The sequence below is a fragment of the Rhizobium rhododendri genome (assembly GCF_007000325.2).
GTDB classification, from domain to species: Bacteria; Pseudomonadota; Alphaproteobacteria; order Rhizobiales; family Rhizobiaceae; genus Rhizobium; species Rhizobium rhododendri.
The window spans coordinates 1514264-1530638 of the sequence record NZ_CP117268.1 but is presented as its reverse complement, the minus strand read 5'-3'; the positions used below and the strand labels follow the sequence as shown (position 1 = coordinate 1530638).

13 protein-coding genes and 2 pseudogenes are annotated in these 16375 nt (G+C 57.5%); 3 read left to right on the top strand and 12 right to left on the bottom strand.

All coding sequences use genetic code 11. The features are described from left to right. Positions 1 to 450: 450 nt before the first annotated feature. Positions 451 to 1259: pseudogene (locus PR018_RS24855) on the top strand (type II toxin-antitoxin system HipA family toxin); the annotation flags it as partial. Between the two features lie 132 nt (positions 1260 to 1391). Here the strand turns inward: PR018_RS24855 and PR018_RS24850 are convergent. The 8 genes from PR018_RS24850 to PR018_RS24815 all read right to left on the bottom strand — a co-directional run bounded on the left by PR018_RS24850 (position 1392) and on the right by PR018_RS24815 (position 9554). Further along, positions 1392 to 1853: an MEKHLA domain-containing protein gene (locus PR018_RS24850; RefSeq protein WP_142832362.1), complete on the bottom strand. Its 462-nt coding sequence runs from the start codon at positions 1851 to 1853 to the stop codon at positions 1392 to 1394. 322 nt (positions 1854 to 2175) lie between these two features. After that, positions 2176 to 2589: a curlin gene (locus PR018_RS24845; protein ID WP_142832363.1), complete on the bottom strand. Its 414-nt coding sequence runs from the start codon at positions 2587 to 2589 to the stop codon at positions 2176 to 2178. Between the two features lie 169 nt (positions 2590 to 2758). Continuing rightward, positions 2759 to 3157: a curli-like amyloid fiber formation chaperone CsgH gene (csgH, locus tag PR018_RS24840; RefSeq protein WP_142832364.1), complete on the bottom strand. Its 399-nt coding sequence runs from the start codon at positions 3155 to 3157 to the stop codon at positions 2759 to 2761. A 61-nt stretch (positions 3158 to 3218) separates the two neighbouring features. Beyond that, complete coding sequence (locus PR018_RS24835; protein ID WP_142832365.1) at positions 3219 to 3656, bottom strand: curlin; 438 nt, start codon at positions 3654 to 3656, stop codon at positions 3219 to 3221. A 253-nt stretch (positions 3657 to 3909) separates the two neighbouring features. After that, positions 3910 to 4359, bottom strand: coding sequence for an acyl-CoA thioesterase (locus PR018_RS24830; RefSeq protein WP_209186270.1), 450 nt, complete (start codon positions 4357 to 4359; stop codon positions 3910 to 3912). Between the two features lie 87 nt (positions 4360 to 4446). Next, entirely contained in the window at positions 4447 to 5304 is an 858-nt protein-coding gene (locus PR018_RS24825; RefSeq protein ID WP_224128747.1) for a DUF3313 domain-containing protein, read from the bottom strand. Positions 5305 to 5376: 72 nt separating this feature from the next. After that, positions 5377 to 8481, bottom strand: a complete 3105-nt coding sequence (locus PR018_RS24820) for an efflux RND transporter permease subunit (protein WP_142832367.1) — start codon at positions 8479 to 8481, stop codon at positions 5377 to 5379. Next, positions 8478 to 9554, bottom strand: a complete 1077-nt coding sequence (locus PR018_RS24815; protein ID WP_142832368.1) for an efflux RND transporter periplasmic adaptor subunit — start codon at positions 9552 to 9554, stop codon at positions 8478 to 8480. The genes PR018_RS24820 and PR018_RS24815 overlap by 4 nt, the downstream gene beginning before the upstream one ends. Positions 9555 to 9769: 215 nt before the next feature. Between PR018_RS24815 and PR018_RS24810 the strand changes: the two genes are divergently transcribed. Further along, on the top strand, positions 9770 to 10516 hold the full coding sequence (locus PR018_RS24810) for a response regulator (RefSeq protein WP_224128743.1): 747 nt from the start codon (positions 9770 to 9772) through the stop codon (positions 10514 to 10516). After that, positions 10509 to 11834: an ATP-binding protein gene (locus PR018_RS24805; RefSeq protein WP_142832369.1), complete on the top strand. Its 1326-nt coding sequence runs from the start codon at positions 10509 to 10511 to the stop codon at positions 11832 to 11834. The genes PR018_RS24810 and PR018_RS24805 overlap by 8 nt, the downstream gene beginning before the upstream one ends. A 477-nt stretch (positions 11835 to 12311) precedes the next feature. On the opposite strand, the gene PR018_RS24800 is transcribed toward PR018_RS24805, so the two are convergent. The 4 genes and pseudogenes from PR018_RS24800 to repA all read right to left on the bottom strand — a co-directional run bounded on the left by PR018_RS24800 (position 12312) and on the right by repA (position 16301). Further along, positions 12312 to 12650 carry a hypothetical protein gene (locus PR018_RS24800; protein WP_142832370.1) on the bottom strand — a complete coding sequence of 113 codons (339 nt, stop codon included), beginning with the start codon at positions 12648 to 12650 and terminating at the stop codon, positions 12312 to 12314. 263 nt (positions 12651 to 12913) lie between these two features. Next, positions 12914 to 13895 (bottom strand): annotated as a pseudogene (gene repC, locus PR018_RS24795) (plasmid replication protein RepC); the annotation flags it as partial. 156 nt (positions 13896 to 14051) lie between these two features. Then, the gene (gene repB, locus PR018_RS24790) at positions 14052 to 15029 is read right to left on the bottom strand and encodes a plasmid partitioning protein RepB (protein WP_142831346.1); all 978 of its coding nucleotides are present in this window, start codon (positions 15027 to 15029) and stop codon (positions 14052 to 14054) included. A gap of 75 nt (positions 15030 to 15104) precedes the next feature. Next, positions 15105 to 16301 carry a plasmid partitioning protein RepA gene (repA, locus tag PR018_RS24785; RefSeq protein ID WP_142831347.1) on the bottom strand — a complete coding sequence of 399 codons (1197 nt, stop codon included), beginning with the start codon at positions 16299 to 16301 and terminating at the stop codon, positions 15105 to 15107. Between the last annotated feature and the right edge of the window lie 74 nt (positions 16302 to 16375).

Sequence of the window (16375 nt, the reverse complement as noted above, 5' to 3'; positions counted from 1 at the left end):
TTCAGAAGCCGATTATCCTAAATAGCGTTGCCAAGCGGAAATATGGCGTTGCTCCGATGCTTGCACTAAGCAGCGATTCTGGACGTGCTGCAACCGCATTTTGGGTAACGAGACGTTAACATCACTCGCGTTAATCTCAAATGGTGTTATCTTTCATAGCCTTAGTGCCTGTAGATAATTTACAGCGCTCAGGTGAAACTCGGTCATTTATCTACGTTATAGGACCCTAAAACAGGCCCGCGAGATGCGACCCACCGACTCAGCGTTGCAGTTGAGGCCTCTGTAGCCTCCTTCCGTCGTCGTCGATCACGCTTACATTGGATGCGTTACGTCTGCCGGTTGGGGTGAAAATATAGATGCGGTTGCCACCTTGAGGGACGGCCAGGCAACTGCGCGCGCGCAGACATGGTACGAGATGAGCTCGCCGATCGCGAGCAGCCTCTCTAGGCAGCCTTGCGGTTTTCGCTGGCCGGCGTGCAGCTGAAATTCTCCGGATTCTGGAACACGGGAAAGGCAGGTGGCCTGACCATACCGGCGGACGGGCTGGCGGTTCATGGATCGTGAACTGCCGTCGCAACAATATAGCGGCGTTCCCGAGAACGAGTTCGCGATGATGACGATCGCCGGTATGACGGGGATGAACGTACCCGAGATTCAGCTGGTCGATCTGGAAGCCGTCAGCGGCCTACCGCAAGGTCTCAGTGAGTTGCAAGGGTAGGCGCTGGCGATAAGGCGCTTTGATCGCACAACGCACGGGCCGGTCCATATCGAGAATTTCGCACAGGTGTTCGGCGTAAAACCCGACGATAGGTACAGCAAAGGCAATTACCCCAGCATCACGCGCATGCTGGGAATCTCGTCGCCGAGTTCATACGGCGGCTCGTATTTAGTACGCTGATATGCAATGGCGACATGCATCTGAAGAACTGGTCGCTGATCTATTCCGACAGACGAACACCGGCGCTTTCACCCGCTTACGACCTGCTATCGACGATACCCATATCGAAGGTGAGGATACGGCGGCACTAAACTTCTCGAGGACGAAGAACATGGCCGCGTTGTCAATGGACGAACTGGCGCGTCTCGCCGCCAAGGTGGAATTGTCCGAAAAGCTGGTGCTCGACACCGCACGCAAGACAGTCGAACGTTTCCGCGCAGTGTGGGACGCGGAGAAAGGCCACCTGCCGATAGCAGCCAAGTTCCGCAATATGATTGATGGGCATGCCGCCTCGACTGAGCTGTACCGTGAACCTGCATAAGCAGCGCTGGATCGACAGGATCGTCGATAAGCAGAAAAGACGGAAGCGATAGGGCGTCAGGCGTAGGCGTTCGCCGGGCGAGCGGTGCTCAACGACCAGCCCCACTTTCGTGCGCGTAAATTAGCAGACCGCCTAGTCTGTGATCGAAAATGTTGCAGCTTGCCCGTACGTCAGACCGTCTTGCTCGGTCAACTGCCAGACACAGCCATCCTCGATCCAAAAGCGACGCCCAGACTTTGCTATCCGAGCGCCCCTGTACCCGGAAGCATGCCCGTCGCGTGCAACTGTCTCCAAAAGCAGTTGTCGGTCAGCACGATTGGGAACTTCGGCGGAAAGACGGGATGGTAAGGACGTAAACTCTTGCCAGTCATATTCAAAACAACGTTGAGCTGACATATTCGCATAGATGAAGAGCGGATCTGGATCGGTGTTGTGAGCGACCACAGCGAATGGGGCGTGATGATAGAGCCAATGCGCATCGCTGTCATCGGGCACCAGCGCCTTGCCGACAATGCGCCGGTAACTGTCAACCAACAGATAAAACAATGCTTTGTCGTACCAGGGTTCAAGGACGATTCGGTCGGTTGATGGCATGCACTTTCCTCAATTGTTTGGACTGGATCAGGCGCCCAGTTGGACAATTGAGTGAGCCCATTTTGGTGCCAGCCGCATCCGAACTTCAAGTTACACAACGGCGCGCTTTCTGTGCGTGTCAGCTCTCTTAGCGCAGCAATTAGTCAACGGCAAATGCCGCGTCGTTCCCGGTCGCCAACGTATGCGTGGCCGCATCGCCGTTCTCCTTGCGCACCAGGCTTTCTATCGACCTGCTGACCGATGCACGCAAGCGCCGCGTTGTCCTGAGTATGGTGACGCGTATGACCGACCTCGACCGACCTCTTTACATTGATGAACTGCGTTACCAGCCGTAGCTAAAGGTAGCGCCGCTGCCGTTGTTCCCGTCCTGGACCACGTCGGTTCGAGCATTGCGCCCATATTGAAATATACCGTAGGCGTTGTTGTCGCCATTCTGCCGCAAGGTTGCGGAATGACCGTTGCCGTGTTGCTGGATGAATCCAAGATTGCCGCGACCCGCCTGAGCGATGCCAGCCACATTCCCCCGGCCCAGCTGGCGGATGTCAGCACCTTTCAGGCCGCGGAAGAGCGTATAGACGCGCAGTCCTGTTGAGAAAAGACCGCTATCCTCAGCATTGTCCGGCGCGAGATTGAAAGAGATCTGGCCGCCGGCATAGGCTGGCACAGACAAGGCTACTTGCCCGATGCTCCCAGCAAGAAGAGCGACGGTAAGGATTTTAATCACGTTGCGGGTCATCCTCGTCTCCATTCATCGGCTACCTCGGCCGTTGATCAACTTTCGCATCCTGTCGCTGAACCAGATTGGAATTGCCCGTTCACTTGTCGTTCAGTGGTGTGGTGTTGGTCGAAAGCAAAAAGGGCGCCAAAACGGCGCCCTTTTTCAGGGATTGCAGAGTGCTGAGCCTTTAGCTGCCGGGGATCTGTTTCGAGCAGCTGAAACTCTTGTCCCCGATCAGAACATCCAATGTGGCTTTGTATTTGATGCCTCCAGTTTCGAGGGAGACGGAGCTGAGGATTGTCGGATGTCCGACTGTCGCATCAAAATCGCCACTCTGATTAGTCGTAGAGATACCGCCGTTCCCCGTCTTCTCGACACGGAATGTGTAGGTTCCGCTGACATGCTTATCGACGTCGACACGCGCGTCCAGTTTCACCACACCTGCTCCGGGCGATACTTCGATGCGGCAAAGCTGCGCCGCGTCAGGTTGCCCAGCCGTCATCATCGCCGCGACGGCGGTCACGGGAAGCAGGGCCAGCGCAAGAATTGTCATCAGACGGCGCGGATATTCAACGCTATTTGGCATGGGTCATCCCCTATTGTCTGCGGTTGCGAACTTGACCTCTTCGACGTCATCGAGCCGCAGCTTACGGGCAGGTCTGGACGAAGGCTGCGACGTTGCCGTTGCCGCCCTGGCTGACATTTGCGCTGCAGCCGCTACCGACCTGGACGCCGGCTGCGATATTGCCGTTGCCATCCTGGGTAAGGATAGTCGTGTGATTGGAGCCAAACTGGCCAATACCAGCTACGTTGCGGTTACCGTTCTGATAGGTGGCGCCGTAATTGCCATTGCCCTCCTGACCGACAGCCGAAAGGTTATGACGACCGTATTGATGGCCGACAATCCGGTTGTAGCCACCGTTCTGATAGGTCCTGATCCTATTTTCGAACCCTTCCTGCGCGCCACCGGCAGAATTCGACCAGCCATATTGTTCGATACGCACATCGTTGGCCATGGCAGGGGCTGCGGCGGTAAGACCAACGAGAGCGACGAGTGCGGTTGCAATGAAAGACGTGCGGATCATGACTTTGTCTCCTCAGGCGGATAGGACCGCGGTTGAACACCCCATTTCTAGACGCCAGTTTTGGAATGGAAGCTGAAGACACTATTCAGTCAGCGTTCACTCTCAGAGGCCGCCGCCAATGTTGTCACGGCCAAGTAACTGCTTTGAAAAGCGAAGGAATTGAAAAAAACGCGCTTTAAGATTTGGGGTAACTTGCCCGGACCGCGCCAGATCGCTCGATTGATAACGCCAGTCGTGAGATTTACTCCCTCTGTCACGCAGGCAGGAAGGCCCTTATGATTTCCCTTGCCAGTCGATGGGGACGCCTTGTCGAGGCGTCGATGCAGCACCAGGAGCTTTCTATTTCCGCGCAAAGCTCATCGCGACGCTTCACCAGCGTTGTGAAGGATGCCCGAGGTCCAGACGCGTGGGTCGCGGTCACCAAAGCACGGATGGGATCGCCCAGGAGCACCGGCTTTCTATATCGGATGTGATGAGCTAGTGCGACCCAAACCAGATCGCTCCGGGCATCGGTTGGTGCGATGTGGTGCCAGTAGCCGAGGACGGCTTTCTGCACCCACTGAAGATAGATGGAATTGTTGACGTGCCCCTGCTCATCGATGTCGGTCGGCGAAACGACGATTGCAAGATCGAACGTTGGCGCGAACGAAGGAAGAGGCGAGGTCTCAGGTAGCTGCCTTTTATCAACTGGTTGAAATATCAATGGTCCTGCTCTCGGTATTGGGACGCAGCTTGGCTGCAGCGCGTCAGGAAAGGGCTCTGCCTCTTTGAAAGATGCCGTGGCCAAGCGCTAAAGCTTAGGGCCAGAATCGCTCCAGGATGGTGGCGTGCCAAGAAGGCTCAGGGCCAATCCGGAGACACCGGGTGCACGACCGTAAGCTTCACAGGCAGCGTTCTTTGGTGCCCCACCGAGTTGTGACCGCAATTTCTGCCGGGATGGGAGCGACACGTGTAAACCAGAGGTGTTCTTTCCTTTCACAAGCATTTCTGCGAATTGACCGGCAAAGGCAGAGGCAAGGCCGTAGGCGTCTCCGACTTCGGAGACCCTCGCTTGATTGGTGATCGAGTTCGCGCCGCGGGACCAAACGATGGCTGCCCTCTGCATGCCGTCCTTGTCGAGGGCTTCCGCTTCCACCGCTAGTCCTCCAAGGCCAATGGGGAGGCGAGGCACGCCAACGGGCAGGACGACCGAGCTTCCCAGACTGACGGCCGTCGATAATCCGGCCGCGAACTTGCCGGTTGGCACGATGTCCGTGATGACGGCCTTGACGGTGATGTCGGCGGGCTCGCCGGGACCAACGATGTTGTATCGATCGCTGAGGCCGATGCAGAGCGCTCGATCAAGGGCATTGGAGACCAGACGCCCGTCGCCAGTATTGTGAATGCTCGAGGAGGCCTGAGGCGACAAGCGTGTCGAAGAAATTGCAACTGTAGTCGCAGCCAGCAATGCTGGTGTATCTACGTAGGAGCGGGACTTGCTAAAGCGCCCTTCGCTCGCTCCCAGACTGCCGTATGACGTCAGCGCCCCGGACTCGGTCAGCGGAACCGAGCTGCAACTTGCAAGACTGAGCGCGACACAAAGTCCGGCCGCCTTCCAGATGACGAGATGGGTTTTGAAAACGGTCTGGCGCAAGTCTTTGATCGTCATAGCCATTAAAGTCCAATTTTCAGGGAGATACACATTGTCGTGGAATCGGGTTGCCGTTGCGGCTCGCCTCCGTCAACCCAGGTCTACAGCGCTCTGCTGCGATCGCGCGGGAACGGCCCGCCTGGCTTCTGCCGCAAGCAAAAGCGACATCGCTGAGGGCAGGAGGGTCAGGGTCAGGAGCGTGGCAACCGCGAGCCCGCCGATGATCGCCGAGGCCATCGGGCCCCAGAAGATCTCGGAGGCGATCGGGATCATGCCAAGGATGGCAGCGCAGGCTGTCAGGACGATCGGTCGTGCACGGTGGAGGGATGCCGCGATGATCGCCTCGTCGGGCAGTTGTCCCCGCGCAACATTCTGGTCGATCTCCTGAATGAGGATGACCGCGTTGCGAATAATCATGCCGGCAAGGGCAATCACACCGAGTTGCGCAACAAAGCCCATTGGCGTGCCGGTCGGCAGCATCGCAAGAACCACACCGACAAGCCCGAACGGAGCCATCAGGAGAGCAAGCGCCATGCGCGTGAAATTCTGCAATTGGATCATGAGGAGGGCGACGATGACGAATATCATGACGGGAACGACCGCGAAGATGGAGGAATTGCCCTTGTCGGATTCTTCCGTGATACCGCCTGCGGTGATGGTGTAGCCGAAGGGAAGATCCTGACGCAGCGCGTTGAGCTGTTCGTCGACCTTTCCAGCGACCGTTGCGGCGAGGGCGCCATTCTGGACGTCCGACTGCACGATGATCATCGGTTTGCCTTGCCGCCTCCAGATGATCGGGTCTTCCATGCCGTAGGCAACGGTCGCCACCTGACGAAGCGGCACATGGCTTCCGTCGCCGGTACGAAGCTCAAGATTGCTCACCTCGGCAACGGACGTGCGGTCAGCCTCGGTGCCCTTGACGACGACATCCACCAGCCTGTTCCTGTCGCGGATCGTGGTGACGGTCGATCCGGAAAAGATCGCTGTGATCTGGTTGGCGATCGATTCCGAACTCATGCCGAGCGCCCGGGCCTCGGTCTGGTTCACCAGAATGGTCACGCTCTTTTGCGGCTCTCCGGCGGTCATATTGACGTCGCAGGCATCCGGATTGCTGCCGATGATGGATGCAACTCTTGCCGACAGGACGCGAACCTGCTGATAATCGGGCCCGGACACCCGAAATTTCAGAGGCCAACCGACGGGAGGCCCAAGTTCGAGCGGCGAGACGCGCGTCACCAGATCCGAGAACTTGTCGTCCAGCGCAGTTTCAATTCTCTGGCGGACGGCGTCCCTAGCCTCGACGCTTTTGGCGACCACAACGGTTTCGGTCACATTGTCGTTTTCGAGTTGAAGGTCCATCGGAAGGTAGAACCGGACAGACCCCGATCCGACATAGGTGGTGTAGTGATCGATGTCCGGGTCCTTGGCGAGAACATCCTCCAACTGCTTGGCGCGGATCTCTGTTGCTGCCCGCGACGCGTTCTGGGGCAGGGTCAGGCCAATTAACAGCTCCGGCCTGTCGGATGCCGGGAAGAACTGCTGCTCGAGGCGACCGAAGCCCGCAACCGACAGTCCGAATGCCACAAGCGAGCAGATGATCGTCAGCCAGCGATGCCGCAGCGTCCAGGCCACGCTCCTGCGATAGAGGGTCGATATCCGGCCCGCTTCGCCGTGAGAGTGAGCCAGTGCCTTCGGCAATATCCACGTGCCGAGAAGGGGCGAAAAGAGAACCGCCACGATCCAGGACGACGACAGTGCGATGAAGATCACCATGAACAGCGAGAATGTATATTCTCCGGCACTGGACGCCGCAAAGCCGACGGGAATGAAACCGGCGATCATGACCGCTGTGCCGGTCAGCATGGGGAAGGCGGTTGTCTCGTAGGCGTATGTCGCGGCAACGGAGCGCGACTTGCCATTCTCCAGGCAGGAGACCATGCTTTCGACGGTGATCATGGCATCGTCGACCAGCAGACCCAGGGCAATGATGAGAGCCCCCAAGGAGATCCGCTGAAGACCGACGCCGGCGATTTCCATACCGAAAAATGTCAGGGCCAGGACGAGAGGTATGGAGATCGTCACCACCAGGCCGGCCCTTGTGCCCAGCGACACAAAAGAAACGGCAAGGACGATAATGATCGCTTCGACCAGGACTTTCGTGAAGCCGTCGACTGCATCCTCGACCACTGTAGACTGATCCGCGACCTCGCTCATTTCGATGCCGGCTGGCAGCTGGGACGCAATGGCTTTCATCTGCGTTTTAAGGGCCTGGCCAAAGGTCAGGAGGTTGCCGTCCTTCGCCATGGAAATCGCAAGTGCGATCACTTCCTTGCCGTTGACGCGCACGGTTGGTGCGGGCGGGTCAACGCTGCGTCTCGAGATGGTCGCTATCGAATCGAGCCTGAAATAGCGACCGCCGAGCTTCAGCGTCATGTCCTTGAGAGTGTCCTCGGAAGCGAAAGCCCCGCTGACCCGGACAGAAATCTTTTCTTCCGTCGTCTGGATCAATCCGGCGGGACTGACGGCGTTTTGGGCGCGGATCGCTTCGATTGCGGCAGCCGGATCGATCCCGAGACTGGCAAGCTTGCCCGGCGAGAACTCGATCAGAACCTGTTCTTCCTGGGTGCCGAGAAGATTTACCTTGCCGATATTGGGTAGCGAGAGAATTGCCTCGCGGATTGCCTCGACGCGATCGCGCAGTTCTCTTGGGCTAAATCCATCGCCATGGAAGGCATAGATGCTTCCATAGGTGTCGCCGAATTCGTCGTCGAAGAAAGGCCCGGAGACGCCTTCCGGTAATGTCGATGAGATATCCGACACCTTCTTGCGAACTGTGTACCAGATTCCATCGACCTCTGCGGGCGGGGTGTCGTCGCGCAAGTTCACCATGATCACGGCTTGGCCAGGACGCGTATAACTCTGCGTATAATCGAGGTGTGGCGTTTCGGAGAGTTTCTTTTCAAGCTTATCGGTCAGCAGACTAACAGTTTCGTCGACGTTCGCGCCGGGCCAGCTCGCGCTGACGACCATCGTCTTGATGGTAAACGGAGGGTCCTCATTGCGAGACAGATCCAAATAACTCAACAGGCCGCCTGTGATCGTCGCGAGCATGAGGAAAATCACCAGTGAGCGGTGGGTGATTGCCCATACGGAGAGATTGAAGCGGTTCGAGGGTGGGGTTGGGTGCGAGTTCATAGGCGGTCGTCTTTCTCGACGGTGACGGCTTCGCCGTCACGCAGCTTGGTGACACCGGCTGTCGCGACAAGATCGCCGTCGCCAAGGCCGTCGGAAACAAACATGCTCCTGCCCGCGTACCTCTCTATCTTGACGGCCCGCGCATGAACGGTTTTGCTCGGAGGCACGTAGACAAAGACTGCCTGATCCTGTCCGAGACGGACAAGTGCTGAAGATGGAACCTCGAACAGGCGCTTTGGCGAAAGGATCACCTTGCCGCTGACGGCAGCGCCCATCGGGAAGCCTTGAACCGGGTGTTGCAAGGTCACCCTGACGCGATAGGTTCGGGTTGTTGCATCAGCCGATGGCGTGACCTCCCGCACCTTTCCCGTTGCGGTCTTGGTCGGGTCGGATAGGAGCCTGATCTGGATCTCGGGGTCGTTCAGGTTCTCGTTCCACAGTTGCTCGGGGATATCGAAAACCGCATCCAGTTCCGCGTTCGAGCTCAGCGTCATTACAGTCTGGCCGGAGGTAACGACCTGGCCCACACCAGCAGAGACGCCGGAGACTATGCCATCGCGATCAGCTCTCAGGTCTGTGTAAGAGAGAGACTGTCTGGCGCTATCTAAAGCCGCGCTCGCGGCTTCCAGCTTTGATTTTGCTGCGTGCAGATTGGCGTCGCCTTGCTGAAGCTGGGCGCGCGAAATGGCATCTTTTGAAAACAGTTCCCAATTGCGCGCTGCGGTGAGCTCGGCGAGCCCTACGTCGGACTTTGCTACATCGACTTGCGCCGACGCGGACGAGACGTTGATAGATGACGGGATCTTGTCGACACTTGCGAGGACATCGCCCGCTTTGACGGAGGTGCCGTTCTCGATCCGAAAGACAATCTTGCCCTCCAGCCGGAAGCTCATCGGGATCTGATAGCGTGGCTGAACCTCGCCGGTTTGACTGAAGGCTTGGCCAATAAGCTGCGATTGAACTGTCACGACCCTGACAGTGCGCGCCCTCGATGGAGGCGCCGCATCGTCCGAACAGGCAGTTAGTCCTGTTGCGCACAGGATGGCGCAGCAGGCAAGGATACGGCTGAGCATAGGCACTCCAGTAGGGCTGCATGCCGCTCGACAAAGCGACGCAAATTCAGTGCCTGATCTCTGCCACATGGGTTTCGGGGCGTGCATTGCATTGTGTTAAGTTTTGTTTCAGCCGAGGAACCGGTCTTGCCCGCCAGCAACAAAACTTAATCTTTCGCTCCCCAGGTGCGCGCCGTACCGTGTTATGAGAGATAAACGACGGGAGATAATTGCTCATGGAGCCAGCCTGCACCCCCATGTCCAATGCGCCGAAAATCCTCATTGTCGAAGATGATGCCCAGATTGCAGGTCTCGTTCGGGACAGTCTCGTGGAGCAGGGAATGGTGGTCGATATTGCGGCAGACGGTGCGGCCATGGATGCAAGGATGAGAGCGGATGACTTCGATCTCGTCGTTCTCGATGTGATGCTTCCTGGTGAGGACGGGTTCAGCATATGCCGGAGGCTTCGCGGGGCCGGCGATATTCCCATCCTGATGCTGACATCCGTCAGTAGCGATATCGACAGGGTTGTCGGGCTCGAGATCGGTGCGGACGACTACGTCACCAAGCCCTTTGTCCTCAGGGAACTCGTTGCCCGCATCAAAGGGCTACTTCGCCGATCGAGACTCGCCTCTCCTCCGATCGAGGTTCGGCGAAAACGCATTTTCCGTTTCGACAACTGGCGTATTGATCCGATCCGGCGGCAGGTACACGACCCGAGCCATGCGCGCGTCGCCATGACAACACATGAGTTTGACCTCCTGATCGCTTTTTGTCAGAACCCCGGTCAAGTGCTGACCAGGGAACAGCTGCTGGCTCTCACCCACGCGGGTCTGGCCGGCCCGATCGAACGCAGCATCGACGTTCATATAAGTCGCCTGCGGCAAAAGATCGAACTCGACCCTCGCGATCCCTTGATTGTCAAAACGGTCCGGATGGGTGGCTACGTCTTCACGGCGGCGGTGGAGGAGGTCGATGCCTAAGACTGCCACCAGTATCCCCAAAACCCTTCGTGGTCAGATCACGCTCATCATTCTGGTGGCTTTGGTGACGGTCATTGTCTGTGGGCGGGCGCTGGAAAACCTTGCCAAACGAGACTTTACCGCACCCAACCTCGAAAGGGCTGTCGAGCAGGTGAAGACCCTGGCGATGCTTCTGTCGCAGACCCCTTCAGCGGATCGTCCCGCCATTGTTGCAACTGCCCGACGTGCAGGACTGGATGTCTCGCTCGCACCGATTTCGATGGTTTCGCAATTCAAGGGCTCGTCCGAATTCCAGAGCGTTGCCGAGACGTTTGCAGACTTGCTGTTTCCTCCGGACGGCGAGCCGCCTCTCGGCGGATGGCGAGCGCTGCTAGATGAGCGACGGGTCATTGCGGAGCGGGTCGACGAGGAAAACATCGTCGTTTCCTTCGGTTTTCCGGACACGATCATAACGAGCTCATTCCTCAGCCAAAGCACGTATTATTTCATGGCGGTCATCGTGCTCATCGTCTTCTTCTTCATCTTCGCGATTCGGACGGTGACAGAACCCATCAAGAAAATCTCCGAAGCAGCAACGCTTTCGGACATCAGCAGCGGCTCGCGTATTTTCGAAGAGCGCGGCAGCGTCGAGATTGTCTCTCTGGCGCGCGCGCTCAATGGCATGCGAAACCGGATCCATCTCATGGTCGAGGGCCGCACGCAGATGCTGAGAGGCATCAGCCACGATGTGCGCACGCCGCTGACGCGGCTCAGATTGCGGATCGAGCGTATGGGCGACGGCTCTACGCGAGACGCGCTGCTGACCGATATCGACCATATGGACAGGTTGCTCACAGAAAGTCTGAACTATCTTCGCGATGACTACGCCACCGAGGAGGTGGAACGGGTCGACGTCGCCAGCATCCTGCAGACCGTGTGCAGTGATTTCTCAGACGTTGGGTTCAACATGACCTATCGCGGGCCCAATAAAATGATCGCCAATTGCCGTCCGCTTTCCATGATGCGCGCTGTTACAAACCTCTGCGACAATGCCTCGAAGTTTTCCAACTCCGCCTGTGTTGAACTCCGGCAAACCGCAACCGGCTTTTCCATCTCGGTCGCCGACGACGGGCCGGGAGTATCCGAGGAACTCCGCGAAAAGGTGCTCCAACCGTTCTTCAAAGGAGATCCGTCACGACGCGGCCAAGCAGGCTTCGGTCTCGGCCTGTCTATTGTGGCCTACATCGCCCGCTCCCACGGCGGCAGCATCTCCTTGTCCTCCAATCAGCCCCACGGTCTGATAGCGCGGATCAGCGTACCTGATGCTAGACATGATTGAAGCGAAACGGAGACTTCCAAGAAGGCGAGCGGCGTGGATACAGGAAAGCGATTAGTGGCGTCGGTGACGAATTCGCTTGCCCCTCAAGGCTGGTGATCACGGCGTCTGCCGAACTGCTGACTATCCTGTCCCCTGCCTTTGTAGTGACTTCGGCGCAATGAGGTTCGAGCTCTGCTTGCACATGAGGGTGTGAGTCTAGACTATGCCATATGCCATATGCCATATGCCATATGCCATATGCCATATGCCATGCTTATCCGGCATTTGGCGCTGGCGTCGAGACGGCGTGGATTGAGGCGTCGCCTTACCGCCACATGCCTGATCTGAAAGCGTACGGCTGGCTTTTGACGGCGCTGGAAGGATGTGGTCACCTCGGCATCGCGTGCTCAGACGGACAGCGTCACGTCAAGCGTGAGCCTTCCTGCTGGCGAAGCTTACGGCAAGGACGGCGAAGATGAGCGTTCCTGTTCCGACCTGTTATCGGCGGCCGGGCTTCGTGAAGGGCACCACGCGACCGTCCTTGGGTTCCCCCTCATCCAGAGCATGCCGACCGATCAGCCTGACAAGAGTGGGTGAGACGTTCCAGTGCTTTTCGTCATCGGTATGGATCGTGACGGTTTTACGATTTCGACGGATGACGATCCCCGTAATCGTTTTGCCGTCGGTCGCCTCGAACATGACGGCACTGCCAATCTTAATCTGCCGCAATGCTTGATCTGTTTTTTGCCGATGGAGAAGATGAAGCCGCTCGACGATACGCTCGTTCAATGCCAGCAGTTCGGCCTCATCGAGCGTGTGGATATCGATATCGGTCATGGCGCAGCTTCATCCCTCAATGACAGTTTTCTTCAAGGACCATTTCGATTATGATGTAAGCTGCACACCGACACAATTGCCTGACAAACCGGAGCCGCGATAAAATCTGCCCATATACCTATTTTACAGCTCAAGACTTCGACGAATTTCTAACGAATAACTCTATATTTTATTTGCATTTTGTACTCATAACGGCACCCAAAGGGAGCCAAATTTCCGCTGCATCTACCACTCCCGCACCCTGTCTGCTCGCGTCTACCGGCATTGGCCCTTGCGAGCGACATCAGCATCGGGCCGATGGCGAACTCGCCGCGCTCCGTCCTGCAGGTGAGGTCGCGCAGATATCTGACGGCCGACGTGATGCTGCCGGCCCGTTCCAGCACGCAGGCCGTGACGGTCGCCGCATTCTCGGGCCCCATGATGGCGCAAGCCTCCTCGTAGGCGCTGGGGCTGACCCACATCAGGTCTCGCCAATTGCCGATACTGCCGCCCGGGCCGCAGGACAGGATTTCCGGGCAGGCCTGCAACACAAGCCCGAGCGGAAACGCCTTTAGGCCCGGTTGATCTCTGCTCGCCGTCGTGGTTTCACCAAACGGCCATCCGTTAGGCTTATGCGCTCGAAAGCCTCATCCGCCGCAGGGGCCTCATCGATCTCTTCGACAATAGGCGTGATGTCATGGATGTCGGGCGAGCGTGGGATCCGGGCTATGAGATCGCGGAAATGCCCATGCACCATAGGCCAGTCACCCGGCACGCCCTCTTCCAGCGCCGTCGCGATCAGCTTGGCAATGTCACGCCGGCAGAGCGACAGGCGCTCGCGCATCGCCCTGAACAGGACGCGATCGACGGTGACGTGCGCTACCAGTGTCTGGATTTCATCAGAGCGGGCAATTAGCGGGGCGATATTGAAGCCATAGGCCTGGTCGACCTCCCCCTCCCCGTCCCGGCGCGCAAAGCGCTTGCCGTTCGGGCTATCCTTGCGCACCAGCAATCCGGCGTCCATCAGCGCTGCCAGATGGCGGCGCAGCGTCGCTGGCGCAATGCCGTGGGCGCGGATCGACAGCTGGGCGTTGGAGGGAAAGACAGCGAGGCCGTGCTTTGCACTGAGCTCATTGCCCGGATAGAAGCTCAGCAGCGCGTTCAGCACCGCCAGCGCCCTGTCGGAAAGACCGAGCATTGGCTTGCCAGCAGGCCAAGCGTCATCTCCCGCCGACCAAAGGGCGTCGTCACACTTCCTGTCTGCATTTTCTCGTCACCTTCGATAAGGCAATAGAAATCTGCTCACCAAACGGAGCCAACATTCTTGATGGTGTTTCCGGAAAATGCCGATTCATAGTCGGCTATAATTTCGAGAAGCGCTTCCACATCCACAACGTTTTGCGGGCCTTTCTCTGGTGCGGTTCAGTCTTTTGCTTTATTCGCGTCACGGCTGGAAAATGAGTGGTAAAGCTGTTCCAGATTTTCCGACAGATACTCTCCGAACGCCGCAGCATCCTTGGATTTCAGCGCCAGCGAGAATATCTTACCATCATGCTTTGCTGTGACGCTGACACTTTTGTTCGCCAGCGACCATGATTTTTCCTGAACCTTGCGCGCGACGCGCTTGCTCTGCTTGAGGTGTGACATGAGCCTTTGAAAGCGCTCGTCACTGGTCCCCTCCGCAAATTCAGGGCTGACAATGAAAGTCATCGCCTTGTCCAGACTGGATGGCTTCTCCAGTAAGATCTTCAATTCGTACCAGCGATCTCGGCCGATCGACTTCGCAGTCCCGATAGCTTCCAGTATCTCCGGTGGAATGCTTGTGACCGCCAGCATTTTTGAGAGCGTCGCACGATCAAGCGACAGCGCCGTCATGATGATGTGGTTGTCATTGTCGTAGTGAAGACGCGACAGCTCACCGGCAAAGACTGCGCGTTCGATGAAAGAGAGGTTGGCACGGGCAGAGTTCTCCTGTCCCTGCGCAACGACATGCTCCCGATCTTCCATATCCTTGACGACGGCACGGACCTTACGCCCCAACGTCTTGGCCGCCCTTAGCCGCCGGTGGCCGAAAACCACCATGTAGCGACCGTCGGTCTTGGGATGCGGACGGACCAGAATGGGACTATCCTGTCCCCTGTCCCTGATGCCGTTCACCAGCTCCTCGAATTCCTTGGCATCGTCTTCGAGGCGATCCCTGATGAAGGAAGCATCTACGACATCGGGATCGAGTTCGACAATCGTTTGTCCTTCGAGCAATTTGTCTGCACGGCTGGCGAGCTCATCGATGGAATTCAAAATCGACCTTGAAGCGCCCTTGACGGTATAGTCGAGCAGCGGCCGGGTTTCATCCGAAACATGGTCGTCCATGACATGGGCAAATGGGTTCTTACGCGCCATCTGTGTTACCCTCCTATTGCACTAGACCCTTGAATAATATTGAGAAATCCTTGCTTTTGACGGCAGTCAACATCGTCACATCCGCCCCCACGCACGGTGAATCAAACCCTGGATCTCGAAATTGACGGCATCCATGCATTCGATGGCGCGGTCATAAGTCCCACGCGTGAAATTCGAGCGCTCAACTTCGTACAAGGTCTGCTTCGTAAGACCCGCATCTGAGATCGCCGTGGTCTTGACCATCGGGCTTTTCAAGATCTCCTCTGCGAGCATCGATTGCATGAATCCGAGCATCTGAACCTGCGGCACGTCTGTCGGCTCGTATCGGGTGATGAGATAACGCAGCCAGTCCATCCGCACGTCCGCACCCGCCTTCTTGATCGTCCGGGTGATATTGCCGAGCATCAGCAGGAATTGGCTCATTGACATCAGGTCGAGCATTTGCGGGTGAACGGTGATGAGAACGGATGTCGCAGCAGTCAAAGCGGTCAGAGTCAGATAGCCGAGTTGCGGTGGGCAATCGATCACCACGACATCGTACCTGTCGTCGACTTCCAGCAGGCCCTTGCCCAGACGCGTGAAGAAACGCTTCCCCTCGGTGCCGACCTGCATCGCCAACGGCGTGTCGTATTCGTATTCCTGCAGCTCAAGATTTGCCGGAATGATGTCGAGGCCCGGGAAGTTGGTCTGCAGGATCACGTCGCTGATCGGCTTGCGTTCGTCATCATAACGGATCGTGTCGTAGAGCGACGGGTTCTTGTCCAGCTCCGGCTGAAATCCGTGAAGCGCCGAGAGCGAGGCCTGCGGGTCGAGATCGATTGCAAGGACCCGGTGGCCGGTCAGGGCAAGATGCTGGGCCAGATGGGCGGCCGTCGTAGTCTTGCCTGACCCGCCCTTGAAATTGACGACGGCCACCACTTGCAGTTTGTCGCCTGCCTTGCGATGCGGCACATACTTCTTGGCTTCGGCCTTTCCGGTCTTATCCAGCAGCAGGCGAAGTTCCGACATCTGTTCCGCAGTATAGAGACGCCGACCTCCGGACGAGGTCTCGGGGACCGGGCCCTTGCCTTCCAGATGCAATCGCTTCAGATTGTTGGGGCTTACACCGAGATAATGCGCCACCTCCGCCATCGAAAACTTGCGCAGCGTCTTGCGTGCATTGGGCGGAAATTTCTCGAAGCGGAGCTGATCCAGCTTGCGCGAGATTTCTGCTCCCTGCTGCAGGATTTTATCGTCGAACTCAAACGACGGCAGCGGGGTGAAAGCATTCATGTCAAAGGACCATTCTGGCGATATTTTTCGGTGTATCGATGAATTGCCGCCATTATCTCCTTTTCTTTGATTCT